This window comes from Variovorax sp. FW305-3-2-15-B-LB1, from assembly GCF_058787635.1.
Genome location: NZ_JBYSZY010000030.1, coordinates 19,204 through 42,819 on the forward strand (window position 1 = coordinate 19,204; position 23,616 = coordinate 42,819).

Consider the following 23,616-nt stretch of genomic DNA (forward strand, 5'->3'; position numbering starts at 1 on the left):
GCGGAGGGAAGTACCCGGTGGCCTGGGCACGCCCCCCGGACAAACTAGGTCCGCACCCGCCCATCCCCCGTCAGCATCGACAACTCGACAAACTTCGAAGCCACATGGCTCTTCGAAGAGAACGACACCTCGAAGCCGCCGAACTGCTGCCGCTCGATGCTTTCCAGCCCCGCGATCAGTCCGTCGCGCGTGCCCTTGCCGCCCGGCGCGCGGCGAAGGCCCTCGGTCAGCACCTTGGCGGCCAGGTAGCCTTCCATGCTCGAGAAATTGGCGCTCGCGCCGCCGCCCGCCTTGCGCACCGCTTCGGTGAACTCGCGGGCCAGCGCGTTGGCCTGGTTGTAGGGCGAGGGCACCACCTGCGTGACCATCACGCCCGCGGCTTCCTTGCCCAGCTCGTCCGCCAGCGCCTGCGTGCCCACGAACGAGAGGTTGAAGAACACACCGCCGTAGCCCGCCTTGCGCATCTCGCGGATGAACGCCGCGCAGGCCTTGTAGGCACCGACCTGCACCACCGCCGCCGGCTGGCTCGCCATGATCGTCTTCACGGCGGCGGCCACGTCGGCCGAGTTGCGCTCCACCGTGGCCAGCGCCACCGGCTTGAGCTCCTGCTGGGCCAGCGCCAGCGTCACGCCGTCGAGGCCGGCCTTGCCGTAGGCGTCGTTCTGGTAGAAGACCGCGATCTTCTTCATGCCCAGGTGGGTAAGCTGTTTCACCATCAATGCCGTCTCGTCGTTGTACGAAGCGCGCAGATGGAATACGTTGCGGTGAAAAGGCTCGCGCAGAGACATCGCGCCCGTGAACGGCGCGATGAACGGCACCTTGTCCTTCACCGCCAGCGGCAGCGCGGCCAGGCTGGTCGGCGTGCCGATGTAGCCGAACAGCGCGAACACGTCCTCGCCGATCAGCTTCTGCGTGTTGGCCGCGCAGCGGTCGGGCTCGTAGCCGTCGTCCAGGTTCTTGATGACCACGTCGCGCTGGCCCGGCTGGGCGTTGTACTGGTCCAGGAACAGCTTGGCGCCCTGGTGGAACTGGATGCCCAGCTGCGCGGCCGGCCCCGTGAACGGCGCCGACTGGCCCAGCACCAGCGGCGTGTCGCCCTGCGCCCGGGCGATGCCGAAGCCGCCCAGCGTGGCGGCGGCCGCCGTGGCGATCGAAAAATGCCTGCGATTCAATTGCATCGTCATGGTGAAATCCTCCCTCTGCCCTGTGTGTTGATACTCAAATTAGACTTGTCCGATGGCCCACGCAACGGATTCCCTCCTCGACACGCCCGACGCCTCCGCACCCTCCACGGTGCTGGGCGCCTGCCCGCACGATTGCCCCGACACCTGTGCGCTCGTCACCACCGTCAAGGACGGCGTGGCGGTGAAGCTGCAAGGCAACCCCGCCCACTCGCACACCGGCGGCGTGCTGTGCACCAAGGTGTCCCGGTACATCGAACGCAATGACCATGCCGAGCGGCTCGTGCAGCCCCTGAAACGCGTCGGTCCCAAGGGCAGCGGCCGCTTCGAGCCCGTCTCGTGGGAGGCTGCATTGGACGATATCGCCGCGCATCTTCGGGGATTGCAGTCGGAACCGGAAGCAATTCTCCCCTACAGCTATGCGGGCACCATGGGCCTGGTGCAGGGCGAATCGATGGACCGGCGCTTCTTCCACAAGCTGGGCGCCTCGCTGCTGGACCGCACCATCTGCTCGATGGCGGGCGGCGAAGCCATGGTCTACACGCTGGGCGCCAAGGTCGGCATGCGCATCGAGTTCTTCGCCGAGGCCAAGCTCATCCTCATCTGGGGCAGCAACTCCATCGCCAGCAACCTGCACTTCTGGCGCCACGCCCAGGCCGCCAAGCGCGCCGGCGCGCGGCTGGTGTGCATCGACCCGCGCAAGACCGAAACCGCCGACAAGTGCGACGAGCACATCGCGCTCTTGCCCGGCACCGACGCCGCGCTGGCGCTGGCGCTCATGCACGAACTCATCGTGCACGACTGGCTCGACCACGACTACATCGCCAACCACACGCTGGGCTGGGAGCAGCTGCGCGAGCGCGCGCTGCAATGGCCGCCGTCACGCGCGGCCGAGGTCTGCGGCATTCCCGAGGCACAGATCGTCGCGCTGGCCCAGGCCTACGGCACGACCAAGCCGGCCGCGATCCGTCTGAACTACGGCATGCAGCGCGTGCGCGGCGGCGGCAACGCGGCGCGTGCCATCGCCTGCCTGCCGGCGCTGGTCGGCGCCTGGCGCGACCGCGCGGGCGGCCTGCTGCTCAGCAGCTCGGGCCACTACCCGGTCGACCGCGCCGCACTGCAGCGCCCCGACCTGCTGGCCGGGCGCAAGCCGCGCACCATCAACATGAGCACCATCGGCGACGCGCTGCTCGACACCGCGAAGCCTGTGAAGGCCGTCGTGGTCTACAACAGCAACCCGGTGGCGGTGGCGCCCGAGTCGGCCAAGGTGGTGGCGGGCTTTGCGCGCGAAGATCTGTTCACCGTGGTGCTCGAGCAGTTCCGCACCGACACCGCCGACTACGCCGATTACCTGCTGCCCGCCACCACGCAGCTCGAGCACTGGGACATCCACTGCAGCTACGGCCACACCGACGTGCTGCTGAACCGCCCGGCCGTCGCGCCGCGCGGCGAGGCCCGCAGCAACGCCTGGGTGTTCCGCGAACTGGCGCGCCGCCTGGGCTTCGACGAGCCCTGCTTTTCGGAGAGCGACGAGTCGCTGTGCCGCACCGCCTTCGCCGAGAAGGCGATCGATTTCGAGCAGCTGCGCGCCCAAGGCTTCACCAGCCTGAAGCTGGCCGAGGCGCCGTTCGCCGAAGGCAGGTTCCCCACGCCCTCGGGCCGCTGCGAGTTCTTCAGCGAGCGCCTGCAGGCCATGGGCATGGACGGCCTGCCCGACCACGTGCCCAACTGGGAGCCGGCCGGCAGTTCGACCGAATTCCCGCTGGCCATGATCTCGCCGCCGGCGCGCAACTTCCTCAATTCGACTTTCGTCAACGTGACCAGCCTGCGCGCCATCGAGGTCGAGCCGCTGCTCGAGATCCACGCCGACGACGCCGCCGCGCGCGGCATCGAGGACGGCGCCACGGTGCGCGTGTTCAACCAGCGCGGCGAGCACCGCTGCCGCGCCGAGGTGTCGCGCCGCGCGCGCCAGGGCGTGGTGCACGGCATGGGCATCTGGTGGCGCAAGCTGGGCATGGACGGCACCAACGTCAACGAGCTGACCAGCCAGCGCCTGACCGACATCGGCCGCGGCCCGACCTTCTACGACTGCCTGGTGCAGGTCGAAAAGGCGTGATGCGACGGCTGCGCGCGCCCGCGCTGGCATTGGCCGGCGCGCTTTTCCTGACGGGCTGCGCCGACCTCGGCTACTACTGGCAGTCGGCCAACGGCCACCTCGACATCCTGCGCGCGGCCAAGCCCGTGCCCGAATGGCTGGCCGACCCGGCCGTAGGCGCGCCGCTCAAGGCCAAGCTCGAGCTTGCCCAGCGCATCCGCCGTTTCGCATCGAGCGAACTCGGCCTGCCCGACAACGCGAGCTACACCTCGTATGCCGACCTGCATCGCCCCGCCGCCGTGTGGAACGTGGTGGCCGCGCCGCCGTACTCGCTCACGCTCAAGAGTTGGTGCTTCCCGGTCGCGGGCTGCGTGGGCTACCGCGGCTACTACGACGAAGCCGCCGCGAAAACCGAGGCCGAGGCGCAAAAGACGAATGGCCTCGAAGTGGCCGTGTACCCCGTGCCGGCCTACTCCACGCTGGGCTGGATGAACTGGGCCGGCGGCGATCCGCTGCTGTCCACCTTCATCGGCTACCCCGAGGGCGAGCTGGCGCGCCTCGTGTTTCACGAGCTGGCGCACCAGGTGCTCTATGTGCCGGGCGACACCGTGTTCAACGAGTCGTACGCCACGGCCGTCGAGCGCATCGGCGGCGCGATGTGGCTGCAGCGCGAGGCCGGTGAGGCGGCGCGCGCCGAGTACGCGCAGTTCAATGCACAGCGGCAGGACTTCCGTGCGCTCGCGCTCAATACGCGCCGCACGCTCACGCAGGTGTACGAGTCGCCCGAAGCCAAGGCCAAAGACTGGACGAAGGTCGAAGCACAGAAGCAGGCCGCCATGGCCGACTTCCGCGAGCGCTACACCGCGCTGAAGGCTGCGTGGACCGGTCCGCGCCAGAACGCCTACGACGGCTGGGTGGCGCGCGCCAACAACGCGGCCTTCGGTGCGCAGGGCGCCTACGATGACCTGGTGCCGGGCTTCGAAGCCCTGTTCGAACGCGAGGGCCGCGACTGGCCGCGCTTTTACACTGCGGTGCGGCGCATTGCCGCGCTGCCCACGACGGAAGAGCGCCGCAGCGCCCTGCAGGCCGCCACGGGTATCCTGCACACCCACGCGCGCCAAGGCCGCACACACAACGACAACGGAGACGACGGTGCCTGACATCCAAATCGAACGCAACCACACGCTGGGCATTGCCGGCGCCCGCGAAGTCGCGCGCCAATGGGTGCATCAGGTCGAGCAGGACTACGGTCTCGAATGCACCTACACCGAGGGCACCGACTGCGACCGGGCCCAGTTCAGCCGTGCGGGCATCGACGGCACGGTGGAGGTCACGGCCGACACGTTCCGGCTCGAGGCGACGCTGGGTTTCCTGTTCAGCAGCTTCAGCGACCAGATCGAGCAGAAGATTTCGCGCAACCTCGATGCGCTGCTCGCCGAACCGCAGGGCGGCACCCGCTTCGCCTGAGGCGGGGAATTTTCTTTTTCTTCAGGCGATGGTGTAGCCGCCATCGACCGGCAGCGCCACGCCGCTGACCATCGCCGCGCCGTCGGACAGCAGGAACAGGATCGGCGCGACCACTTCCTCGACCTGCGCGAAACGTCCCAACGGAATGTTCTTGAGCGCCGCCGCGCTCTTGGTCGGGTCGGACCACGCCTGCTCGGCCATGGGCGTGAGCGTGACGGTCGGATTCACGCTGTTCACGCGGATGCCGTGCGGCCCGAACTCGAGACACAGCGCGCGCGTGACGGCGTCCATCGCCGCCTTGGAGGCGCTGTAGCAAAGGTGGGCGTCGAGCGCGACCAATGAGGCCTGGCTCGACACGTTGACGATGCTGCCGCGCACGCCGGCCGCGATCATGGCCCGGCCGCAGCGCGCGGCCACGAGCGCCGCGGCGCGTGCGTTGACGGCCATCACGGCGTCGAAGCTCCCGGCCTGCAGGTCGATGGCGCGCTCGATGCGTGTGGTGCCGGCGCAGTTCACGACGAGGTCGAAGGCGGGTAAAGGGGCGAGCGCTTTTTCCAATGCGGTGACGTCGGCCACGTCCAGGGCCAAGGGCTGGCAACCGGACTCGGCTTGCAATGCCTCCAGCGCGTCGGCGTTGCGGCCCACGGCGGTGACCTGTGCGCCTGAGAGGGCGAGCTGCGCTGCGACTGCGCGGCCGATGCCGCTGCTGGCGCCTGTCACGAGGGCGCGCTTGCCTGAGAAGTCGTAGGTGGGTGTCATGGTGTTCTGCTCATCAAAGGTTGTGGTTCAGGGCGTGTGCCCAGGCCACCGGGTACTTCCCTCCGCGAATGTCCCCCGGCCTGCGGCCTCCTCCTTGATTTCGCTGCGGGAAGCACCCAGTGTCCTGCGCACGGGAAGCGGCGCTGGTGTGCAGCCGATCAACGACCGCACTGCCCACGCTCACGTCGATGCGGTGCCTTGCGCAGCGAAATCAAGGAGGAGGGGCGAAGCCCCGGGGGACATCCGCGGAGCAAGGTACCGCGTCGGCGGGAGCGTCGCCCTGGACAGTGCGTGCGTCATCCCAACCGATGCATCGCATCACGCAACGCCGGGTACAGCGAGGTGTAGATCTCGAAGCGCTCCCGGTAGACCGCCTGCGCCGCAGGCTCGGGCCGCGCGCGTTCCACCAGCGTGACCCAGCCGCGCTCCGCGGTGGCCGCATCGACCAGCCCGGCACCGAGCGCCGCGAGCATCGCCGCGCCGAGGGCCGCCTCGACCTCTTCCTCGATCGTGAACACGCGGTAGCCCGTGACGTCGGCCACGATCTGCATCCACAGGTCGGAATGCGCGGCGCCGCCGACCACGATGAGGCGGTCGTCCAGCGGCTGGCCGCTGCGCCGGCCGGCTTCGATGTTGTGCTGCAGCGCGAAGCTCACGCCTTCGAGCACGGCGCGGTACAGGTGGGCGCGGCTGTGCGCGAGCGAGAGGCCGAGGAAGGCGCCCTTGGCCTGCGCGTCCCAGATCGGGCTGCGCTCGCCCATCAGGTAGGGAAGGAAGACCAGGCCGTCGGCGCCGGGCGGCACGTCGACCGCGCGGCGTTCGATGAGGGCGTGCGCGTCTTCGCCGGTGCGCGCGGCCTCGGCCACCTCGGCCTGGCAGAAGGCTTCGCGAAACCAGGTGACGGCAGCGCCGGCCGTGATCGCACCGCCGAACACGTAGCTGCGGTCCGCGCCGCGGTACACGTGCGGCATGGTGATGAGCTGGTGGCGCGCGTCCACGGTCGGGCTCACGAAGCCCCAGCACATGCTGGTGCCGATCATCGCGACATGGTCGCCGCTGCCGGTGACGCCCGCACAGAAGGTGGCCACCGCCGCATCGACGCCGCCGGCCATCAGCGGCATGCCTTCGCGCAGGCCCAGCTGCGTGGCCCACTCGGCGCTCAGGTGGCCCACCACCTCGCTCGATTCGACGAGCCGCGGCGGCATCATGCGCGTCGGAATGCCGAGCATGTCGAGCGCCTGGGTCGACCAGCGCCGCCGCGCCGCGTCGTACACGCCGCCGATGTTGCCGGCCGAGCTGTGGTCGACCGCGAGCTGGCCCGTCAGCCGCCAGTTGATGTAGCTGTTGGGCGGCAGGAAGAGGTGCGTCTTCGCCCACACCTCGGGCCGGTGCTCGCGCAGCCACAGCATCTTGGTGAAGCCGTAGTAGCTGTCGACGCCGTTGCCGGTGATGGCCTGCAGCCGCGCCACGTCGACCGTTGCGTTCACCGCGTCGACCTCGGCGGTGGCGCGGCGGTCCATCCAGATGAGGCAGGGGTGCAGCGGGCGCATGGCCTCGTCGACCGGGATGCCCGCGCCGCCGTAGAGACTGCTTACACACATCGCAGCGATGTCTGTCGCGGCGATGCCGCCTTGCGCCACGCAAGCGCGCACGCTCTCGCACACGGCGTCGAACCAGACCTCGCAGTCCTGCTGCGCCCACAGCGGCTTCGGCGTCTCGGGCTGGTAGGCCACGCTGGCCTGCGCGTGCACCTTGCCGTCGATGCCGACCAGCAGGCACTTGGTGCTCTGCGTGCCGATGTCGACGCCGATCACGTACGTCATGCCGCGCTGCCCGACGCCTGCGGTGCAGGCTTGAGCAGCACCTTGATCGAGTCGAGCGAGTTGGCCAGCGCGAAGGCGCGCTCCCACTCGGTCAGTGGAAAGTCGTGCGTCACGATGCCCTTCGACGTGACGAGGCCGCGCGCCAGCAGGTCGATGGCGACCGGGTAGCAATACGGGCCCAGGTGCGCGCCGCGCACGTCGAGTTCCTTGCGGTCGCCGATGATCGACCAGTCCGCGCTCGTCTCCGAGCCGAACACGCTGAACTCCACGAAGCGGCCGAGCTTGCGGATCATGTCCAGGCCCTGCGTCACGCCGATGGGCGCGCCGGTGGTCTCGATGTACACGTCGCAGCCGTAGCCTTCGGTGAGGCCCTTGACGATGGCATCGGCGTTCTCGGTCTTCGGGTTGATGACCACGTCGGCGCCGTACTGCTTCGCGAGTGCCAGGCGCTCGGGAACGAGGTCGATCACGATGAGCTTCTTCGGTGTCTTGAGTGCTGCCACCTGCGTCATCATCAGTCCCAGCGGGCCGGCGCCGGCGATCACCACCACGTCGTCGAGCTGGAGCTCGCCGCGGTTCACGGTGTGGATCGCACAGGCCAGCGGCTCGATGATGGCCGCGTCTTCCAGTGAGATGCCGTCGGGGATCTTGTGCACGCGCGAGGTCGGCGGCAGGCGCATGTAGTCGGCCATGCCGCCATCGGCCACGACGCGCTGGAAGCCGAAGATGTGGTGCACCTCGCACATCCAGTATTTGCCCGAGGTGCAGAAACGGCACTTGCCGCAGGGCACGATCTGCTCGGCGATCACGCGGTCGCCTTTCTCCACGCCGAAGTGCTCCGCCGCGCCTTCGCCCAGCGCCTCGACATAGCCGAAGAACTCATGGCCGGGAATGACCGGCGCCTTGACCCACGAGGGCTGGCCGTCGCCGCCCCAGAACATCTTCGCGCCCGAGTGGCACTTGCAGTCGGAGGCGCAGATGCCGCAGGCCGCGATGGAAATGAGCAGTTCGTTCGGGCCGATGGTGGGCATCGCGACGGTTTCGAGCCGGTAGTCCTTCGGGCCGTGGCACACGACGGCCTGCATGGCGGCGAGTTCGCCGATGGCGCCCGTGGCGCCGGGTTGGAGCTTTTGATAAGACATGGATTCCTTGAGATCAGGAGGGGTGCGAAGAAGCGGAGGAGAAGAGGTCAGCGACGGGCTTCGCGGCTGATGAAGATCGCGAGGAGGACGATGCCGCCCTTGATGATCAGTTGCAGGTACGGCGACACGCCGATCATGTTGAGACCGTTGTTGAGCACGGCCAGCAGCAGCGCGCCGACCAGCGTGCCCACGATGGCGCCACGGCCGCCCGCGATGGACGTGCCGCCCATCACCACCGCCGCGATGGCGTCGAGCTCGAAGCCCACGCCCACGCCGGGCTGGCCGCTGGTGACGCGCGCGGCCTGCACGATGCCCGCGATGGCGGCCGTGAGGCCGCTGAGCACATACACCAGCAGCTTGTAGCGCGACACGCGCACGCCCGACAGCCGCGTGGCTTCCTCGTTGCCGCCGATGGCGTACACGTAGCGGCCGAAGGGCGCCATGTTGAGCAGCACGTAGGCCACGAGGTAGGTCGCCAGCATGATGAGGATCGGCACCTTCAGGCCCGCGAGCGTGCCGCTGCCCAGGAAGGCGAACGACTCGGGCAGGCCGTCGATCGGGTAGCCGCCGGTGTAGATCAGGGCGATGCCGCGCGCGATGCCCATGGTGGCCAGCGTCACGATGATCGGCGGCATGCGCAGGTAGGCCACGCAGTAGCCGTTGAACAGGCCGATCACCGCACCCACGCCGAGCCCGAGCGGCACGGCGAGCACGGGCGGCAGGCCGAAGTGCACCATCAGCCCCGAGGCCAGCGTGCCCGACAGCGCCACCACCGCGCCCACCGAGAGGTCGATGCCGCCCGTGAGGATCGCGGCCGTCATGCCCACCGCGATGATCGCGTTGATGGACGACTGCAGCGCGATGTTCTGCAGGTTGCTCACCGAGAGAAAGTTGTCGGTCGCCACGATCATGAAGACCGAGATGGCGACCAGTCCGACCAGCGGCAGGAAGGCCGTGGAGCGGCGCAGCTGCGTGAAGAACCCGCCCGCGGGTGCCGGCGGCGTGGGATGGGTGGCGGTGGCAGTCATGGGGGGCTCCCGGAGGAAGAGGGAAGGGAGGGAGAAGAAGACGTCGCGTGGCGCATGATTTCGCCCGCGTTGATCGCGTCGCCCGTGAGCGTGGCCACGATGGCGCCGCCCGAGAACACGGCGACGCGGTCGCACAGGCCGACGATCTCGGGCAGCTCGCTGGAGATCATCAGGATCGACTTGCCCTGGCGCGTGAGTTCGCGCATCAGCTGGTAGATCTCGGCCTTGGCGCCCACGTCGATGCCGCGCGTGGGCTCGTCGAAGATCAGCACATCGCAATCGTGGCCGAGCCAGCGCGCGATCACCACCTTCTGCTGGTTGCCGCCCGACAGCGTGGCCACGCGGGTGTCGATGCCCGGCGCCTTCACGCCCACGCGGCGCGAGAGTTCGTCGGCCGCACGCTTCTCCGATGCCGTGTCGACCACGCCCGCGCGGCGGTGCCGCCCGAGGTTGTTCAGCGAGATGTTGAAGCGGATCGTGAAGTCGGTGATCAGCCCTTCGACCTTGCGGCTTTCGGGCAGCAGGCCGATGCCGTGCGCGAGTGCCTGCGTCGGGTCGTCCAGGCGCACGGGCCGGCCGTTGCGCAGCACCGTCTTGCGGTGCGCGCGGTCGGCGCCCATCATGCCCAGCGCGAGCTCGGTACGCCCCGAGCCCACCAGCCCCGCGAAGCCGAGGATCTCGCCCGCGTGCAGGTCGAAGCGGTTGACCGGGCCGTCCTTCACGAGCTGGATCTCGGGCACCTCGAGCACCTTGCGGCCGTTCGGCGCGGGCTGCGGCTTGGGCGGAAAGCTCTGTTCGATGCGCCGGCCCACCATCATCTCGACCAGCGCGTCGACGGTCGTGGCGGCCACGTCGGCGTGCCCGGCGTTGGCGCCGTCGCGCAGCACGCTGATGCGGTCGCAGACCTCGAAGATTTCATCGAGGTGGTGCGAGATGAAGATCATCGCCACGCCCTTGGCACGCAGCGCGCGCATCACCTTGAACAGGTGCTCGGCCTCGTTGGGCGTGAGCGTGGCGGTGGGTTCGTCGAGCACCAGCAGCCGTGCCTTCAGCGACAGCGCCTTGCCGATCTCGACGAACTGCTGCTGGGCCACCGAGAGCTGGCAGATCGGCACGCCGAGGTCGATCTGCACGCCCAGTTCGTCGAACACCGCGCGGGCCTCGCGCTGCATCGCCGCCTGGTCCATGAGGCCGAAGCGGTTCGTGCGGTAGCGGCCCAGGAAGATGTTCTCCACCGCGTTCAAGTACGGCACCAGGCTGAACTCCTGGAAGATGATGCCGATGCCCGCCGCGATGGCGTCGCCGTAGCCGGCGAAGTGGCACTCGGTGCCGTCGATGACGATGCGGCCCTCGTCGGCCTGGTGGATGCCGCCGAGGATCTTCATCAGCGTCGACTTGCCCGCGCCGTTCTCGCCGAGCAGCGCGTGCACCTCGCCCTGGCGCACCGAGAGGTCGATGTTCGACAGGGCCTTCACGCCCGGGAAGCGCTTGGACACGCCTTCCAGCCGCAGCATCTCCCGGGGTGGTTCGTACGTGACGGTCACGGGCGGTGCCTGTGGGGCTTACCAGCTGAAGGTCTTGGCGCCTTCGGCGTCGATGAGCTTCACGTCGACCGGCACGGCCGCGGGCACGTTGGCGCCCCACTTCTTCGCCAGTGCGATGCCGATGGCCAGGCGGATCTGGTCGCGCGGGTACTGCGCGGTGGTCGCGATGAACTTCGAGCCCGCCTTCTGCATCGCCTTGATGGCTTCGGGCGCGCCGTCCACGCTGGTGAGCTTCACGTCCTTGCCGCTGGCTTCGATGGCGGCGAGGGCGCCCATCGAGCCGCCGTCGTTCACGCTGAACACGCCCTTGAGGTTCTTGTTGGCCTGCAGGATGTTCTCGGTCACGGTGAGCGCGGTGGCGCGCTCCTGCTTGCCGTTCTGCGTGCTCACGACCTTGATGCCGGGGTACTTGGCCAGCGCTTCGCGGCAGCCCTTCACGCGCTCCAGGATCGGCACGACCGGGATGCCGTCGAGGATGGCCACGTCGCCCTTCTCGCCGATGTTCTTCGCGAGGTACTCGCAGGCCAGGCGGCCGGCGTCGAGGTTCTTGGAGCCCACGAACGAATCGACCGGGCCCTGCGCGTTGGCGTCGACCGCCACCACGATCACGCCGGCCTTCTTGGCCGAGCGCACCGCGGACTGCACGCCGGCCGAGTCGGTCGGGTTCAGCAGCAGGATGTCGATCTTCTTCTGGATCATGTCTTCCACGTCGCCGATCTGCTTGGCCACGTCGTGGCGCGCATCGGTGGTGACCACGGTGGCGCCGATGCTGGCGGCGGCTTCTTCCAGGGCCTGCTTCATCGTCACGAAGTAGGGGTTGTTCAGTTCCTGGAAGGTCATGCCGATGCGCAGCGGCTGCTTGGGCGCCTGTGCCAGTGCGGCGGTGGTGCCGCAGGCGAGGGCGGCGACGAGGGCGGTGGCTTTGAGAAGGCTCTTCATTGGGTTGTCTCCTTGAGGTTGGTTGTGTGACGGTCTGCAAAAAAACGCGGGCAAAGGGTCGCCCCGCGCGGCGCGCAAGGCGCCGCGCCAGGAAGGACGCGGGGAACACGGGGCGGCGCGCTACGGCGGGCTGTTGGCGGCGCGCGATGCAGCGAGCTGCATGCGATGGAAATGGCGGAACTTGGTCGGCGGCATGCGCTTGTGCAGCAGGAACTGCCGGTTGAAGTTCGACACGTTGTTGAAGCCCACGTCCATGCAGACGTCGAGCACGGGCTTGTCGCTGTTGGCGAGCAGTTCGCAGGCCCGGCCGATGCGCAGCCGGTTCACGTAGCGCACGAACGACTGGCCCGTGTGCTTGCGAAACGAGCGCGAGAACGCGCTCGGGCTCTGGCCCACCAGCTCGGCCAGCATCGGCTCGCGCAGCTCGTCGCCCAGGTTGGCGGCGATGTGGGCCAGCACGTTGTTGATCGCGTGCGACATGAAGGCCTTGGGGTCGGGCGTGAACGCGGGGCTGGCCAGCCGCTGGCGGTCGTCGCTGGCCACCAGCAGCTCGAACAGCGACAGCAGCAGCACCACGCGGCGCAGCCCGCGCGCCTCGAGCAGCGCTTCCATGATCGGCTTGGCCGCGGCGGCGGTGGCGGCCGAGAAGAGCAGGCCCGAGGCCGACTCGGCCAGCAGCGGCTCGATGCGGCGGAACTCGGGGAAGGTGGCCGCCATGTTGCGCACCAGTGCGGCGGGGAACTGGATCACGATGCCGCGGCGCTCGACGCTCTGGCCGGCGGGCACGTCGCTGATCCAGTTGTGCGGCAGGTCGGGGCCCATGAACACGAGGTTGCCCGGCTCGAAATGGCCGACGTGGTCGCCCACGAAGTACACGCCCTGGGTCTCGACGATCAGCTGGATCTCGTACTCGGGGTGGAAGTGCCAGCGCACCGTGCGATACGGATAGCCGTGCGCCCAGGCGGTGAACGATTCGTCACCTTGGACTTCGACGATTTCCAGATCGGGTTGCATGGCCGGCGGTCTTTCCTCTGTGTATGGCCCCCGGGTTGGGGGTGAGGCGGACTGTACGAATCGCTCCGGATGCCAACAACCAGCGTTGGCGCTCGCAACTGATACTTTTTTGAGTCTCGGTCCTGCCCGGTGGCGAGGGGTACGGCGACGCGCTGCGCTGCAGCAAACCCCTTTCTCCTCGGGGCGTGGCGCGTGCGGGAGTGCAATTGCTGCGGTGCAAAAGAGCCGCTTCGCGCCGTGTCAAGATTTCATAGGTGTTTTCCCGGCCCGATCCGGCATCCGGGGCGGCACGGCACACTCGCAAGCCATGACGCAAAGCTCTCTTTCCCCTCCGGCCGCGGGTCCGCTGGCCGGCCTCAAGGTCGTCGAACTCGGGCAACTGATCGCCGGCCCCTTCGCGGCGCGCACGCTGGCCGACTTCGGCGCCGACGTGGTCAAGATCGAGCCGCCCGGCGCGGGCGACCCGCTGCGCACCTGGCGGCTGCTGAAGGACGGCACTTCCGTCTGGTGGCAGGTGCAGTCGCGCAACAAGCGCTCGCTGGCGCTGGACCTGCGCCAGCCCGAGGCGCAGGCCATCGTGCGCCAGCTCGCGGCCGAGGCCGACGTGCTGGTCGAGAACTTCCGCCCCGGCGCGATGGAAGGCTGGGGCCTGGGGCCCGACGAGCTGCTGGCCGCCAACCCCGCGCTCGTCATGCTGCGCATCAGCGGCTACGGCCAGACCGGCCCCTACCGCGACCGCCCCGGCTTCGGCGTGGTGGCCGAGGCCATGGGCGGGCTGCGCCACCTCACGGGCGAACCGGGCCGCGTGCCGGTGCGCGTGGGCGTGTCGATCGGCGACACGCTGGCCTCGCTGCACGGCGTGATCGGCGTGCTGATGGCGATGCAGCACCGCCACGCCACTGTGAGCGCCGAATTTCCGAAGGGCCGGGGCCAGGTGGTCGACGTCGCGCTGTACGAGGCGGTCTTCAACTGCATGGAAAGCCTGCTGCCCGAGTACGCCGAATTCGGCGCGGTGCGCGAGGCCGCCGGCAGTGCGCTGCCGGGCATTGCGCCCACCAACGCCTACCGCTGCGCGGACGGCGGCTACGCCATCGTCGCGGGCAACGGCGACAGCATCTTCAAGCGGCTCATGGCCTGCATCGGCCGGCCGGACCTCGCGGCCGACCCGGCGCTGGCCGGCAACACGGGGCGCGTGGCGCAGGTCGGGATGCTCGACGCCGCCATCGGCGACTGGGCCGCGCAGCGCACGGTGACCGAGGTGCTGGCGGCGCTCGATGCGGCGCACGTGCCGGCCGGGCGCATCTACACCATCGCCGACATCGCAGCCGACCCGCACTACGCCGCGCGCGGCATGCTGCAGCAGGTGAAGATGCCGGACGGCAGCGCGCTCGCGGTGCCCGGCTTCGTGCCCAAGCTGTCGCTCACGCCGGCCGGCCACCGGCGCAATGCGCCGGCGCTGGGGGCGGACACGCAGGCGGTGCTGGAGGAGATCGGGCTGAGTGCCGAGCAGATCACCGCGCTGCAGGAACGCGGGATCGTCGGCTAGCCGGCGCGGCGGGTCAGGCCCGGAGGGATTCGATCAGGTCGATGTACTTCTGCTTCGCCTCGTCAGCCGTGGCGCCCTTCTGGGCGGTCCACGCGTCCCACTTGGCGCGCGCGACGATGTCGCTGAAGCTGGGCTTCTTGGCGGTGTTGTCGCCTTCGGTCGCCTGCTTGAACAGGGCGTAGATCTTCAGCAGCGTCGGGTTGTCGGGGCGCTCGGCCAGCAGCTTGGAGTTGGCCTGGGCGGCTTCGAATTGGGCGTTGAGGTCGGACATGGCAGTCGGGAAGAAGGTCGGAAACCGCGCATCTTAAATGGATTGGTACCAAGTGGTACCAATCGCGAGCATCCAAGCCCTTCAGTCCGTCAGGCCGGCGCGCGCCAGCTCCACGTCCAGTTGCTCGCGAGCGTCTTTCGCTTCGGCGTCGTGAATTTTTCGCGCTCCTTTGAGTTGCTTGGTGTGTCGACGTCGGATTGACCATTGTTTGCAACGGTGCGGCGCGGGTGTGCCACAGACTTTTTGGATCCCTGTTTTGCCAGAGGTCCACCACGTGTCTCACACCCTTGCGGTCACAAGCCCTGCACTGCCCGATGCCCTCGAACCCGTGCGCCTGTCGGGCCACGAAGGCCTCAATGCCTTGTTCGAATACGAGCTGCTGCTCAAGACTCCCGATGCGCTCAACTTCGGTTTCAGCCAGGCGGCAGACATCGACCTGGACGCCCTCATCGGCTGCGAGATCAGTTGCTCGATCGAGCTCGATGGCGCAGGAGAGTTTGCGGCAGGCGCCGTGGGCGGCAATGCAGGTGGGCTGGGCGCCGGCACACGGCAGATCAATGCGCTCATTGCCGGCGCGCAGCTGTGGGGCGAAGAAGGCCGCCACATTCAATACAAGCTCACGTTGCGTCCCTGGCTGCATCTGGCGACCCTGAGCACCGACTGCAAGATCTATCAGAACAAGACCGTCGTCGACATCCTGGACGAACTGTTCGCCGACTACTCCTTTCCCGTCGACAAGCACTTCGTCGAGACCTACCCGGCTCGGGACTACCAGACGCAGTTCAACGAGAGCGACTTCGCATTCTTCGAGCGCTTGTGTCAAGAGTGGGGAATTTCTTATCACTTCCGCCACAGCGACGGCAAGCACCGCCTCGTACTCACCGACAACATGGGCGCGCACCCGCCCATGGACAGCGCTGCCTATCAGCAGGTGGAATACCACCCCCCGGGCTGGAAGGTCGATGCCGAATACATCAGCAGCTTCGTTCCGCACCACCAGCTCACCAGCGGCCGCTACGTCAGCCGCGACTACGACTACACCCGGCCCAAGGCCGACCTGAGCACCGAGCAGGCCGCACCCCGCCCGACCGGACAGGCAGACCTGGAGGTCTACCAGTGGCACCACAGCCAGGCTGGCAGCCACTACGTGCAACCGCGCGCAGGCACGGGCACCAACGAACCCCTTGCAGAAGGCAACCGCATCGCCCTGCTGCGCATGCAGGCCCTGCGCACCCACGGTGCGCGGGCCAAGGCCAGCGGGCAACTGCGCGGCATGGTTCCCGGCGGGACGTTCCAGTTGCTCGAGCATCCGCGCGAAGCCGCCAACGTCCAGCACCTGGTGCTCGACAGCCAGTTCCTCATCGAGAACGTCGCGCAAGAAAGCCAGGGCATCGAAGCGGCCTCCCATCGCAAGCAGCAATGGCGCGTCGAGGTCGACTTCACGGCCCACCCGATCACCGAACCCCTGCGTCCGGCGCTGCTGCGGCACAAGCCGCACACGCAGGGCCCGCAGGTCGCGGTGGTGGTCGGGCCCGATGGAGAGAACCTGTGGACCGACGACCTGGGCCGCATCAAGGTGCAGTTTCCGTGGGACCGCCTGGGGCAGAAGAACCAGCACTCCACCTGCTGGCTGCGCGTGAGTTCGCCATGGGCCGGCAACCAACTGGGCGGCGTGCAGGTGCCGCGCATCGGCCAGGAGGTGATCGTCGATTTCATCGGCGGCGACCCCGACCTGCCCATCTGCACCGGCCGGGTCCACAACCAGATGAACCTGCCGCCCTGGGAGTTGCCCGGTCAGGCCGCACTGTCGGGGTTCAGGAGTCGGGAACTCGTCAAGGAGGGCGGCAACAGCGCAGGCGGGCGCTCCAACCATTTGGTCCTTGACGACACCGACCAGAAGATCCAGGCGCAGCTCAAGAGCGATCACCAAAGCAGTTCGCTGAGCCTGGGCCACGTCACGCGCATCGACAGCAATGCAGGCCGGATGGATGCACGCGGCGAAGGTTTTGAGTTGCGCACTGACGCCCATGGCGCCATCCGGGCGACGCAGGGCCTGCTCATCACGACCGAAGCACGTCCCAACGCAAAGGCCCATCTGCTCGACAGTGGCGAGACCCGTCAGCGTCTGGTCGAAGCCCGTGATCTGCACGATGCCGGCGCGCAAGAAGCGCAGAAGAACAAAGCCCAGGAGGGCAATGACCAGGCCGAGGTCGCCAAGTCGCTGCAGGAGCAGAGCCGATCGTCATGAGCTCCGGGATGGACGGCAGCAACTACCACGCAGCCGAATACCAGCGCCAGATGCACGAACGTAAGCTGGGCACGGTGCTCTTCGGGTGGGATGGCAATCAGATGGCTTGGGAGTCGGACTCGGCACGGAACCGGACAGTGCACTACGTCTTCGAGCCCGATAGCTTCGTACCGGTGTTGCAGGCCAGCGCGCCGGGGGCGATCACGCAGAGCTTCCTGAAGCGACCCGCCAAGGCGACGAGCGCGTACACCAACCAGGAAGGCAACTACGACCTGGACCTGGACCCGCTCTACAACGGCGACTACGCGCCGGGCATTGGTGACGATGGGGAGCCGTCGAAGTCGCTGGAGAACATCCACTACTACCAGTGTGACCACCTCGGCACGCCGATGGAGCTGACAGATGAGGGCGGCAACATCGCGTGGGAGGCGAACTACAAGGCGTGGGGTGAGGCGAGGTTCACGATCAGTGAGGCGGGCAGGAAGGCGGGGCTGAAGAACCCGATTCGGTTCCAGGGGCAGTATTTGGATGAGGAAACCGGGCTGCACTACAACCGGTTCAGGTATTACGACCCCATGGTGGGGCGGTTTGTGTCGAAAGATCCTATTGGATTGCTGGGAGGAAGCAATACACATGCATTTGCACCGAATCCCGTGCAGTGGATCGATCCACTCGGACTTTCGAATAAAAAGACATCTGCGGCGCCCAGTTGCCCGCGATGCGATCCATGCGTCGGAAAGAACCCCGCAGCAGAGGCACAACTTTGGCAAGGGCCTAAGAATGCGCCATATACAGGGGTTGATGGGTATACCAATGGAGTTTTAAAAAAGGGGGCTGTAATTTATTCTCTTTTTCCAGGAAATGTGCCTGGGTTTGCAGTTCCGATTGGAACGCTGAATAAACATCGGACAAATCCAGACTCCTACCACGAAGCCCTCCAAGTAGAAAAGGACTCCTCCAGAGGTCCTATGCGCACTCAGGTACAAAATTATCGTGTAACAGAAGATATTTGCGTCGCAAAAGGCCGTGCTACAGCCAATGGAAAATTTGGGGGTGGTGGAGGCATGCAGTATTACATCCCCACGGCGGATCGAGGAAAATTAACGATTGGGAAGACATTGCCGATATAGGATTTATAAATGAAAAAGAGCATTGGTATTTGCAATGATTTGCAATATATAATAGAAAAAGAAATGGAATTGGGCAATGAGATTCTGAGTGGCCCGGAAATTATCGACTGGCCAGCAAGAGGGTTGGTATTTGCTGCGTTGAAAAACGATCTAAATCTATCGGCCTATGATTTGCCGGCAACGGTACGTCATGAGATTTGCACTGATCCACGTTTTGGTTGGCATGATGAGTGCAAAAGTGTTGGACATGCAGACTTGTTGGTCGCAGGCAATACTCATTTCCCAAAATGAGTATTGCCTCGCCGTCCAATCGTGTGGCCTCTGGCGCAAGGCAACCGGTGGTGTGGATGTGGAGCTCGTCGGCATGGCCGATAGCTACGCCCACGCGGGTGTGAATCTGAATTCCGGCCAGTCGCCACCTTCAGATTCAGGGGACTGCTCGACGCGATGAATCGAGAGCTGCCTGACGGCAACGCGTCAGTCCGTCAGGCCCGCCCGCGCCAGCTCCACATCCAGCCGCTCTCGCGCATCTGCTGGCGTCAGCGCCGCCGCCTTCTCGTACAGCCCGTTCGCCTCGCCAAGGCGCGACTCGCCGTGCAGCATCAGCAGCGCACGCGCGTACTCCATCATCCCGGCCGCCGACTGCGGGTGCAGCGTCAGCCCGCGCTCGAACAGTTCGATCGAGGTTTCGGCGCGCACGCCGTACGTCATGCGCCCGACCAGCGCGCCGACCTTGTCGATCACCTCGGCGTGGAAGGCTGCCAGCGCGAGGTGCGCGTCGCCGTGTTCCGGCTGCAGTTCGATCACGTGCTCCAGCGCGCCCTTGAGCTTGGTGCCCAGGCCCTGCGCCAGGGCGCGCGCCACGCTGATGCCCTGGCTATAGCGGCCCAGCGCGTAGGCCTGCCAGTACAGCGCCTGGCAGTTGTCGGGTTCGGCCGCGACCTGCGCGCCGGCGCGTTCGATCACCTGGCGGAACATGGCGAGCCGCACGGCCTCGCGCGGCTCCAGGTAGTTGGCGTAGATGGCGGTCGCCTGGTTGGCGAGCGCCAGGCCGTCGGGGCCGTGGCGCAGGCCGAGGGCGGCGGCGCGTTCGAACTCGCCGCTGTGGTACAGCGCCCAGCCTTCGGCCAGCGGCGCGTCGGGCGCGGGCGGCGGCAGTGCGTGGCCGGCGTGCAGGCGCTGCCAGTGGGCGAGCAGGCTGCGCGCGTCGTAGCGGGGCACGTCGGGGTAGGGAAGGGGCGTCCAGGGTTCGGTGCCGGCGGTGGCCGTGGCCGCGGCAGGGCCGGCGGACAGCAGCGAGAGCGGTTTGAAATCGGAGTGGGGCATGGATGTTCTAGGCCGCCATATCGACAGTCGGTGGCACGGGGCTGGGGTTGCTGTTGGCGGCGCTTTCGCCGTTGTAGGCATTGCTCAGCGCCAGCAGGTGGCGGCGCTGGTCGCGTGCGAGGTAGGGCGCGAGCAGGTGCAGCGTGTGGTGGCCGCCGCGCATCAGCGCGCCCTGCGCGTGCGCGGGCTCCAGCGCCTGGCGCGGGTTGCGCACGTACTCGTAGCTGAGCCAGTAGGTCAGCACGACGACCATGCTCTGGGCCAGCGTGTCGACCTCGTGCGCGTCGATGTCCAGGTGGCCGGCGCGGCTCAGGCCGGCGATCAGCTGGCGGATGGCGCGCGCCTTGTTCTTGAGCACGAGCTGGAACTGGGTCTCCAGGTGCCGGTTCTTGCTCAGCAGGTCGTTGAGGTCGCGGTACAGGAAGCGGTAGCGCCAGATCAGCTCGAACAGGCTGTGCATGAAGAACCAGGCGTCCTCCACGTCGTGCACGCCTTCGCTGGCGTGCAGCAGCTCGTTGAGCTCGGCTTCGTAGCCTTCGTAGAGCTTGTTGATCAGCTCTTCCTTGGCGGGGTAGTGGTAGTAGAGATTGCCGGGGCTGATGTTCAGCTCGCCGGCCACCAGCGTGGTCGACACGTTCGGTTCCCCGAAGCGGTTGAACAAATCCAATGCGGCTTCGAGGATGCGTTGCGCAGTGCGGCGTGGCGCCTTCTTTGCCATGTCGGTGCCCCCGTGGTTTCTCTTGGTCTTGGGGGCACTCTAGCGCATGTGCGCTGCACCATGAACGGTGCAGGACATGTTTTGCGGCGCTGATTTTTTGTGCAGTGCCGCAATTACAGAACGATGTCAGCCGGCCTTGGTGCGGCGCAGGGTCTTCTTGGCAGCGGGGGCCGGCGCGGCCTTGCGCGAGGCGCGCACGGGCGAGGTCTTGGTATCGCGCTGCTTGAGCTGGGCTTCGAGCGCCTCGACGCGCGCCTGCAGCGCAGCCACGTCGGCGGCCGAGGGCACACCGAGTTTTTCGAGCGCGCGCGCCACGCGGTCTTCGAAGATGTTCTCGAGCTTGCCCCACTGGCCGGCGGCCTTGGTGCCGAACTCGCTGGCGAAGCCGGCCATGCGCTGCTGGGCCTGTGCCAGGGTTTCCTCGGCGGCCTGCTGGGTCTTCTTCTGCATGCCTGCGCCGTCCTTGACCAGCGCCTCGAAGGCCTTGCTGCCTTCCTGCTGCATCTTGGCGAAGGCGCCGAGGCCGGCCAGCCAGATCTGCTGGGCCGAGTCCTTGATGCGGTCGGTCTTGTCGTTGCTGTCGTCGTCTCGGGAGGTGGCCATGCGGTGTGTTCCTTGGGATGCAATCACACGACTCTAGCCGCCCGGGCGCGCCGTGGTTAGGGCGCGCCGCCTATCCCCGCGCCCCGGATCAGGGCGTGCCGCCGGCGGCGCGGCTGGCGTCCAGGTGCGCCTTGGCGCGCTCGGCCAGTGCCATTTCGCCGGGCGTGCCGGGCACGAAGGCTTCCACCGGCAGCGGCCGGCCGTGTGAGTCGACGGAGACGAACACGATCAGGCATTCGGTGGTCTTTTCCATCACGCCGCCCTTCATGTCGCCGCTGCGCACCTCGACCGAGATGTTCATGCTGGTCTTGCCGGTGTAGGCCAGGCGGGCCTCGACCTCGACCAGGTCGCCGATCATGATCGGCCGGTGAAAGCGGATGCTGCCGATGAAGGCGGTGACGCAGTAGCGCTTGGCCCAGCTGGTGGCGCAGGCGTAGCCGGCCTCGTCGATCCACTTCATGACCGTGCCGCCGTGGACCTTGCCGCCGAAGTTGACGGTGCTGGGTTCGGCCAGGAATCGGAGGGTGATGGAAGACATGGGGCGCCTTTTTTCTGTGGGCTGTGGGTGGGGAGCCGCGATTATGCGAGCGCGCGGGCGCCCTTTGGCGCCGTTCAGCTGCCGCTGAACAGCTGGGCCAGCGTGCGGCGCAGCCAGGCGTTGCCCGGGTCGGCATGAAAGCGCTCGTGCCAGTGCTGCTTGACCGCATAGGCCGGCAGCGTGAAGGGCGGCGCCAGCACCTTCACCGGCTCCTGCGTGGCCAGCACGTTGCCCAGGATGCGCGGCACCACCACGATCAGCTCGGTGTGGGCCACGATGCGCGCCACGCTCAGGAAGCTCGACAGCCGCACCACCACGTTGCGCTTGAGGCCCAGGCGCGCGATGGTCGTGTCGACGATGGCGTGCCCCGTGCCCGAGCTGGACACCACCGCGTGCGCCTCTTCCTCGAAGCGCTTGCGCGTGAGCTTGGCGCCGATGCGCGGGTGGTTCTGCGCCGCCAGGCAGACGAAGTTCTGCATGAACAGCACCTGCTGGTAGAAGCCCGCGTCCAGCTGCGGCATGAAGCCCACGGCCAGGTCGACGTCGCCGTCCTGCAGCCGGCGGCCGCTGTGGGTGGAGATGATCTCGGTCTCGATGTGCACGCCCGGCGCCGCATGGCGCAGGTGGTCGAGCAGGCCGGGCAGCAGCACCACCTCGCTGATGTCGGTCATGCAGATGCGAAAGCGCCGCTGCGCGCGCGCCGGCTCGAAGCTGCTGCGGTTGCCCTGTGCCTGCGCCAGCTGCGCCAGCGCTTCGCGCAGGTTCGGGTAGATGCGCTCGGCGTGCGGCGTGGGCTGCATGCCTTGCGCGGTGCGGGTGAACAGGCGGTCGTCGAAGTGCGCGCGCAGCTTGTTCAGCGCCGTGCTGGCCGCCGCCTGCGCCATGCCCAGGCGCTCGGCCGCCTTGGTGACGTTGCCGGTCTTGTAGACCTCGTCGAACACGGCGAGCCATTCGAGATCGAGCTTGGACATGGGGTGAGGCGGGACGGAGCCCTGAAGGCGAAAGGCACCATTATCGAAATTTCGAATTCCGTGTATTGGCACGCGGTCTTGAGGAAATAGTGGTGCGGGTCAACAATGCCGCCAACGGAGACACCGACCCCATGAACCCCGCTTCTTCCCATGCCGCCAGCGCACCGGCCAACGCCGCCGAGCGCCGCGACTACTACGCCCGCATCCGCCCGCTGAACCTCTCGCCGCTGTGGGAGTCGCTGCACGTGCTGGTGCCGCGCGAACCCAAGAGCCCGTGCGTGCCCGCGCTGTGGCGCTACGACGAGATCCGCCCGCTGCTCATGGAGTCGGCCGACCTCATCACCGCCGAAGAGGCCGTGCGCCGCGTGCTGGTGCTCGAGAACCCGGCGCTGCCCGGCAATGCGTCGATCACGCAGTCGATCTACGCCGGCCTGCAGCTCATCATGCCGGGCGAGGTGGCACCGTCGCACCGCCACGTGCAGTCGGCGCTGCGCTTCATCGTGGACGGCAAGGGCGCCTACACCACCGTGGGCGGCGAGCGCACGACGATGCACCCCGGCGACTTCATCATCACGCCCTCGTGGGCCTGGCACGACCACGGCAACGAAGGCATCGAAGGCGTGACCGAGCCGGTGGTCTGGCTCGACGGCCTCGACATTCCCATGCTGCGCTTCTTCGACGCCGGCTTCGCCGAGAACGACGACGCCAAGGTGCAGCACGTGGCGCGCCCCGAAGGCCACAGCCTGGCGCGCTTCGGCCACAACATGGTGCCGGTGCGGCACGACCACACCTCGGCCACCTCGCCGATCTTCAACTACCCCTACCTGCGCAGCCGCGAGGCGCTGGCCCAGTTGCAGAAGCAGGAAGCGCCCGACGCCTGGCTCGGCCACAAGCTGCGCTACATCAACCCGCTGACGGGCGGCTCGCCGATGCCGACCATCTCGACCCAGCTGCAGCTGCTGCCGAAGGGCTTCGCGGGCCAGGCGCACCGCGCCACCGACGGCACCGTCTACAGCGTGGTCGAAGGCCACGGCACCGCCGAAATCGCCGGCCAGCGCTTCGACTTCGGCCCGCGCGACACCTTCGTCGTGCCCTCGTGGGCGCCGCTGCGCCTGTCGTCGCCGAACGAAGACACCGTGCTCTTCAGTTTTTCCGACCGCCCCGTGCAGCAGGCCATGGGCATCCTGCGCGAAGCCTTTCTCGAAGACGCCTGAAAGCGCGGCGACCTTCTTTCCTTCTTTTTCTTGTTTGTCTGATGTGCCGTCCCACGCGG

Annotated in this window: 22 protein-coding genes; 8 read left to right on the forward strand and 14 right to left on the reverse strand. The window is 67.5% G+C overall.

What is annotated here, in order from left to right; genetic code table 11:
• Positions 1–44 precede the first annotated feature (44 nt).
• A complete protein-coding gene (locus tag AC3WQR_RS18815) occupies positions 45–1,178 on the reverse strand; it encodes an ABC transporter substrate-binding protein (RefSeq protein WP_095950737.1) in 1,134 nt (377 codons plus the stop codon).
• A 58-nt stretch (positions 1,179–1,236) separates the two neighbouring features.
• Here AC3WQR_RS18815 and AC3WQR_RS18820 point away from each other — a divergent pair, with 58 nt between their 5' ends.
• Genes AC3WQR_RS18820 through AC3WQR_RS18830 form a run of 3 tightly spaced genes read left to right on the forward strand, consistent with a single transcriptional unit; the run spans position 1,237 to position 4,743 of the window.
• Positions 1,237–3,297, forward strand: coding sequence for a molybdopterin-containing oxidoreductase family protein (locus AC3WQR_RS18820; protein ID WP_492743130.1), 2,061 nt, complete (start codon positions 1,237–1,239; stop codon positions 3,295–3,297).
• Complete coding sequence (locus tag AC3WQR_RS18825; protein ID WP_492743131.1) at positions 3,297–4,436, forward strand: aminopeptidase; 1,140 nt, start codon at positions 3,297–3,299, stop codon at positions 4,434–4,436. Before AC3WQR_RS18820 ends, AC3WQR_RS18825 begins: the two co-directional genes overlap by 1 nt.
• A complete protein-coding gene (locus AC3WQR_RS18830; RefSeq protein ID WP_095743253.1) occupies positions 4,429–4,743 on the forward strand; it encodes a polyhydroxyalkanoic acid system family protein in 315 nt (104 codons plus the stop codon). Before AC3WQR_RS18825 ends, AC3WQR_RS18830 begins: the two co-directional genes overlap by 8 nt.
• A 21-nt stretch (positions 4,744–4,764) precedes the next feature.
• On the opposite strand, the gene AC3WQR_RS18835 is transcribed toward AC3WQR_RS18830, so the two are convergent.
• The 7 genes from AC3WQR_RS18835 to AC3WQR_RS18865 form a co-directional block, all read right to left on the reverse strand.
• Positions 4,765–5,502, reverse strand: coding sequence for an SDR family oxidoreductase (locus AC3WQR_RS18835; protein ID WP_492743132.1), 738 nt, complete (start codon positions 5,500–5,502; stop codon positions 4,765–4,767).
• A gap of 296 nt (positions 5,503–5,798) precedes the next feature.
• The gene (locus AC3WQR_RS18840; protein ID WP_492743133.1) at positions 5,799–7,325 is read right to left on the reverse strand and encodes an FGGY-family carbohydrate kinase; all 1,527 of its coding nucleotides are present in this window, start codon (positions 7,323–7,325) and stop codon (positions 5,799–5,801) included.
• Positions 7,322–8,467 carry an alcohol dehydrogenase catalytic domain-containing protein gene (locus tag AC3WQR_RS18845; RefSeq protein ID WP_390347212.1) on the reverse strand — a complete coding sequence of 382 codons (1,146 nt, stop codon included), beginning with the start codon at positions 8,465–8,467 and terminating at the stop codon, positions 7,322–7,324. The genes AC3WQR_RS18840 and AC3WQR_RS18845 overlap by 4 nt, the downstream gene beginning before the upstream one ends.
• A 47-nt stretch (positions 8,468–8,514) precedes the next feature.
• Entirely contained in the window at positions 8,515–9,495 is a 981-nt protein-coding gene (locus AC3WQR_RS18850) for an ABC transporter permease (protein WP_139704243.1), read from the reverse strand.
• On the reverse strand, positions 9,492–11,009 hold the full coding sequence (locus AC3WQR_RS18855) for a sugar ABC transporter ATP-binding protein (protein WP_492743154.1): 1,518 nt from the start codon (positions 11,007–11,009) through the stop codon (positions 9,492–9,494). Before AC3WQR_RS18855 ends, AC3WQR_RS18850 begins: the two co-directional genes overlap by 4 nt.
• 48 nt (positions 11,010–11,057) lie before the next feature.
• Positions 11,058–11,978, reverse strand: a complete 921-nt coding sequence (locus tag AC3WQR_RS18860; RefSeq protein WP_062476114.1) for an ABC transporter substrate-binding protein — start codon at positions 11,976–11,978, stop codon at positions 11,058–11,060.
• 120 nt (positions 11,979–12,098) lie between these two features.
• Positions 12,099–12,992, reverse strand: a complete 894-nt coding sequence (locus AC3WQR_RS18865) for a helix-turn-helix domain-containing protein (protein WP_062476111.1) — start codon at positions 12,990–12,992, stop codon at positions 12,099–12,101.
• 307 nt (positions 12,993–13,299) lie between these two features.
• Here AC3WQR_RS18865 and AC3WQR_RS18870 point away from each other — a divergent pair, with 307 nt between their 5' ends.
• Positions 13,300–14,538, forward strand: coding sequence for a CaiB/BaiF CoA transferase family protein (locus AC3WQR_RS18870; protein WP_492743134.1), 1,239 nt, complete (start codon positions 13,300–13,302; stop codon positions 14,536–14,538).
• A 13-nt stretch (positions 14,539–14,551) separates the two neighbouring features.
• Here AC3WQR_RS18870 and AC3WQR_RS18875 read toward each other — a convergent pair whose 3' ends face one another.
• Positions 14,552–14,809: an acyl-CoA-binding protein gene (locus AC3WQR_RS18875; protein WP_070063442.1), complete on the reverse strand. Its 258-nt coding sequence runs from the start codon at positions 14,807–14,809 to the stop codon at positions 14,552–14,554.
• 274 nt (positions 14,810–15,083) lie between these two features.
• Here AC3WQR_RS18875 and AC3WQR_RS18880 point away from each other — a divergent pair, with 274 nt between their 5' ends.
• The 3 genes from AC3WQR_RS18880 to AC3WQR_RS18890 are packed head-to-tail and all read left to right on the forward strand — an operon-like array spanning position 15,084 to position 18,478.
• On the forward strand, positions 15,084–17,057 hold the full coding sequence (locus AC3WQR_RS18880) for a type VI secretion system Vgr family protein (protein ID WP_492743135.1): 1,974 nt from the start codon (positions 15,084–15,086) through the stop codon (positions 17,055–17,057).
• A gap of 8 nt (positions 17,058–17,065) precedes the next feature.
• On the forward strand, positions 17,066–18,187 hold the full coding sequence (locus AC3WQR_RS18885) for an RHS repeat domain-containing protein (RefSeq protein WP_492743136.1): 1,122 nt from the start codon (positions 17,066–17,068) through the stop codon (positions 18,185–18,187).
• A 9-nt stretch (positions 18,188–18,196) separates the two neighbouring features.
• Positions 18,197–18,478, forward strand: a complete 282-nt coding sequence (locus tag AC3WQR_RS18890; protein WP_492743137.1) for a hypothetical protein — start codon at positions 18,197–18,199, stop codon at positions 18,476–18,478.
• 186 nt (positions 18,479–18,664) lie between these two features.
• On the opposite strand, the gene AC3WQR_RS18895 is transcribed toward AC3WQR_RS18890, so the two are convergent.
• The 5 genes from AC3WQR_RS18895 to AC3WQR_RS18915 all read right to left on the reverse strand — a co-directional run bounded on the left by AC3WQR_RS18895 (position 18,665) and on the right by AC3WQR_RS18915 (position 22,343).
• Positions 18,665–19,513, reverse strand: coding sequence for a tetratricopeptide repeat protein (locus tag AC3WQR_RS18895; protein WP_307589798.1), 849 nt, complete (start codon positions 19,511–19,513; stop codon positions 18,665–18,667).
• A 7-nt stretch (positions 19,514–19,520) separates the two neighbouring features.
• Positions 19,521–20,231, reverse strand: coding sequence for a TetR/AcrR family transcriptional regulator (locus AC3WQR_RS18900; protein WP_062476101.1), 711 nt, complete (start codon positions 20,229–20,231; stop codon positions 19,521–19,523).
• A 126-nt stretch (positions 20,232–20,357) separates the two neighbouring features.
• The gene (locus AC3WQR_RS18905) at positions 20,358–20,834 is read right to left on the reverse strand and encodes a phasin family protein (protein WP_492743138.1); all 477 of its coding nucleotides are present in this window, start codon (positions 20,832–20,834) and stop codon (positions 20,358–20,360) included.
• Between the two features lie 88 nt (positions 20,835–20,922).
• On the reverse strand, positions 20,923–21,372 hold the full coding sequence (locus AC3WQR_RS18910) for an acyl-CoA thioesterase (RefSeq protein ID WP_062476095.1): 450 nt from the start codon (positions 21,370–21,372) through the stop codon (positions 20,923–20,925).
• A 74-nt stretch (positions 21,373–21,446) separates the two neighbouring features.
• Complete coding sequence (locus tag AC3WQR_RS18915) at positions 21,447–22,343, reverse strand: LysR family transcriptional regulator (protein WP_062476092.1); 897 nt, start codon at positions 22,341–22,343, stop codon at positions 21,447–21,449.
• 131 nt (positions 22,344–22,474) lie between these two features.
• Between AC3WQR_RS18915 and gtdA the strand changes: the two genes are divergently transcribed.
• On the forward strand, positions 22,475–23,557 hold the full coding sequence (gene gtdA, locus AC3WQR_RS18920) for a gentisate 1,2-dioxygenase (protein ID WP_095950736.1): 1,083 nt from the start codon (positions 22,475–22,477) through the stop codon (positions 23,555–23,557).
• Positions 23,558–23,616: the final 59 nt, after the last annotated feature.

Bases quoted from the DNA above. Each gene is read 5' to 3' on its own strand.
- AC3WQR_RS18815 (WP_095950737.1), bottom strand. From the start codon at position 1,178: ATGCAATTGAATCGCAGGCATTTTTCGATCGCCACGGCGGCCGCCGCC.
- AC3WQR_RS18820 (WP_492743130.1), top strand. From the start codon at position 1,237: ATGGCCCACGCAACGGATTCCCTCCTCGACACGCCCGACGCCTCCGCA.
- AC3WQR_RS18825 (WP_492743131.1), top strand. From the start codon at position 3,297: ATGCGACGGCTGCGCGCGCCCGCGCTGGCATTGGCCGGCGCGCTTTTC.
- AC3WQR_RS18835 (WP_492743132.1), bottom strand. From the start codon at position 5,502: ATGACACCCACCTACGACTTCTCAGGCAAGCGCGCCCTCGTGACAGGC.
- AC3WQR_RS18840 (WP_492743133.1), bottom strand. From the start codon at position 7,325: ATGACGTACGTGATCGGCGTCGACATCGGCACGCAGAGCACCAAGTGC.
- AC3WQR_RS18845 (WP_390347212.1), bottom strand. From the start codon at position 8,467: ATGTCTTATCAAAAGCTCCAACCCGGCGCCACGGGCGCCATCGGCGAA.
- AC3WQR_RS18850 (WP_139704243.1), bottom strand. From the start codon at position 9,495: ATGACTGCCACCGCCACCCATCCCACGCCGCCGGCACCCGCGGGCGGG.
- AC3WQR_RS18855 (WP_492743154.1), bottom strand. From the start codon at position 11,009: ATGCTGCGGCTGGAAGGCGTGTCCAAGCGCTTCCCGGGCGTGAAGGCC.
- AC3WQR_RS18860 (WP_062476114.1), bottom strand. From the start codon at position 11,978: ATGAAGAGCCTTCTCAAAGCCACCGCCCTCGTCGCCGCCCTCGCCTGC.
- AC3WQR_RS18865 (WP_062476111.1), bottom strand. From the start codon at position 12,992: ATGCAACCCGATCTGGAAATCGTCGAAGTCCAAGGTGACGAATCGTTC.
- AC3WQR_RS18870 (WP_492743134.1), top strand. From the start codon at position 13,300: ATGACGCAAAGCTCTCTTTCCCCTCCGGCCGCGGGTCCGCTGGCCGGC.
- AC3WQR_RS18875 (WP_070063442.1), bottom strand. From the start codon at position 14,809: ATGTCCGACCTCAACGCCCAATTCGAAGCCGCCCAGGCCAACTCCAAG.
- AC3WQR_RS18885 (WP_492743136.1), top strand. From the start codon at position 17,066: ATGGACGGCAGCAACTACCACGCAGCCGAATACCAGCGCCAGATGCAC.
- AC3WQR_RS18890 (WP_492743137.1), top strand. From the start codon at position 18,197: ATGAAAAAGAGCATTGGTATTTGCAATGATTTGCAATATATAATAGAA.
- AC3WQR_RS18895 (WP_307589798.1), bottom strand. From the start codon at position 19,513: ATGCCCCACTCCGATTTCAAACCGCTCTCGCTGCTGTCCGCCGGCCCT.
- AC3WQR_RS18900 (WP_062476101.1), bottom strand. From the start codon at position 20,231: ATGGCAAAGAAGGCGCCACGCCGCACTGCGCAACGCATCCTCGAAGCC.
- AC3WQR_RS18905 (WP_492743138.1), bottom strand. From the start codon at position 20,834: ATGGCCACCTCCCGAGACGACGACAGCAACGACAAGACCGACCGCATC.
- AC3WQR_RS18910 (WP_062476095.1), bottom strand. From the start codon at position 21,372: ATGTCTTCCATCACCCTCCGATTCCTGGCCGAACCCAGCACCGTCAAC.
- AC3WQR_RS18915 (WP_062476092.1), bottom strand. From the start codon at position 22,343: ATGTCCAAGCTCGATCTCGAATGGCTCGCCGTGTTCGACGAGGTCTAC.
- gtdA (WP_095950736.1), top strand. From the start codon at position 22,475: ATGAACCCCGCTTCTTCCCATGCCGCCAGCGCACCGGCCAACGCCGCC.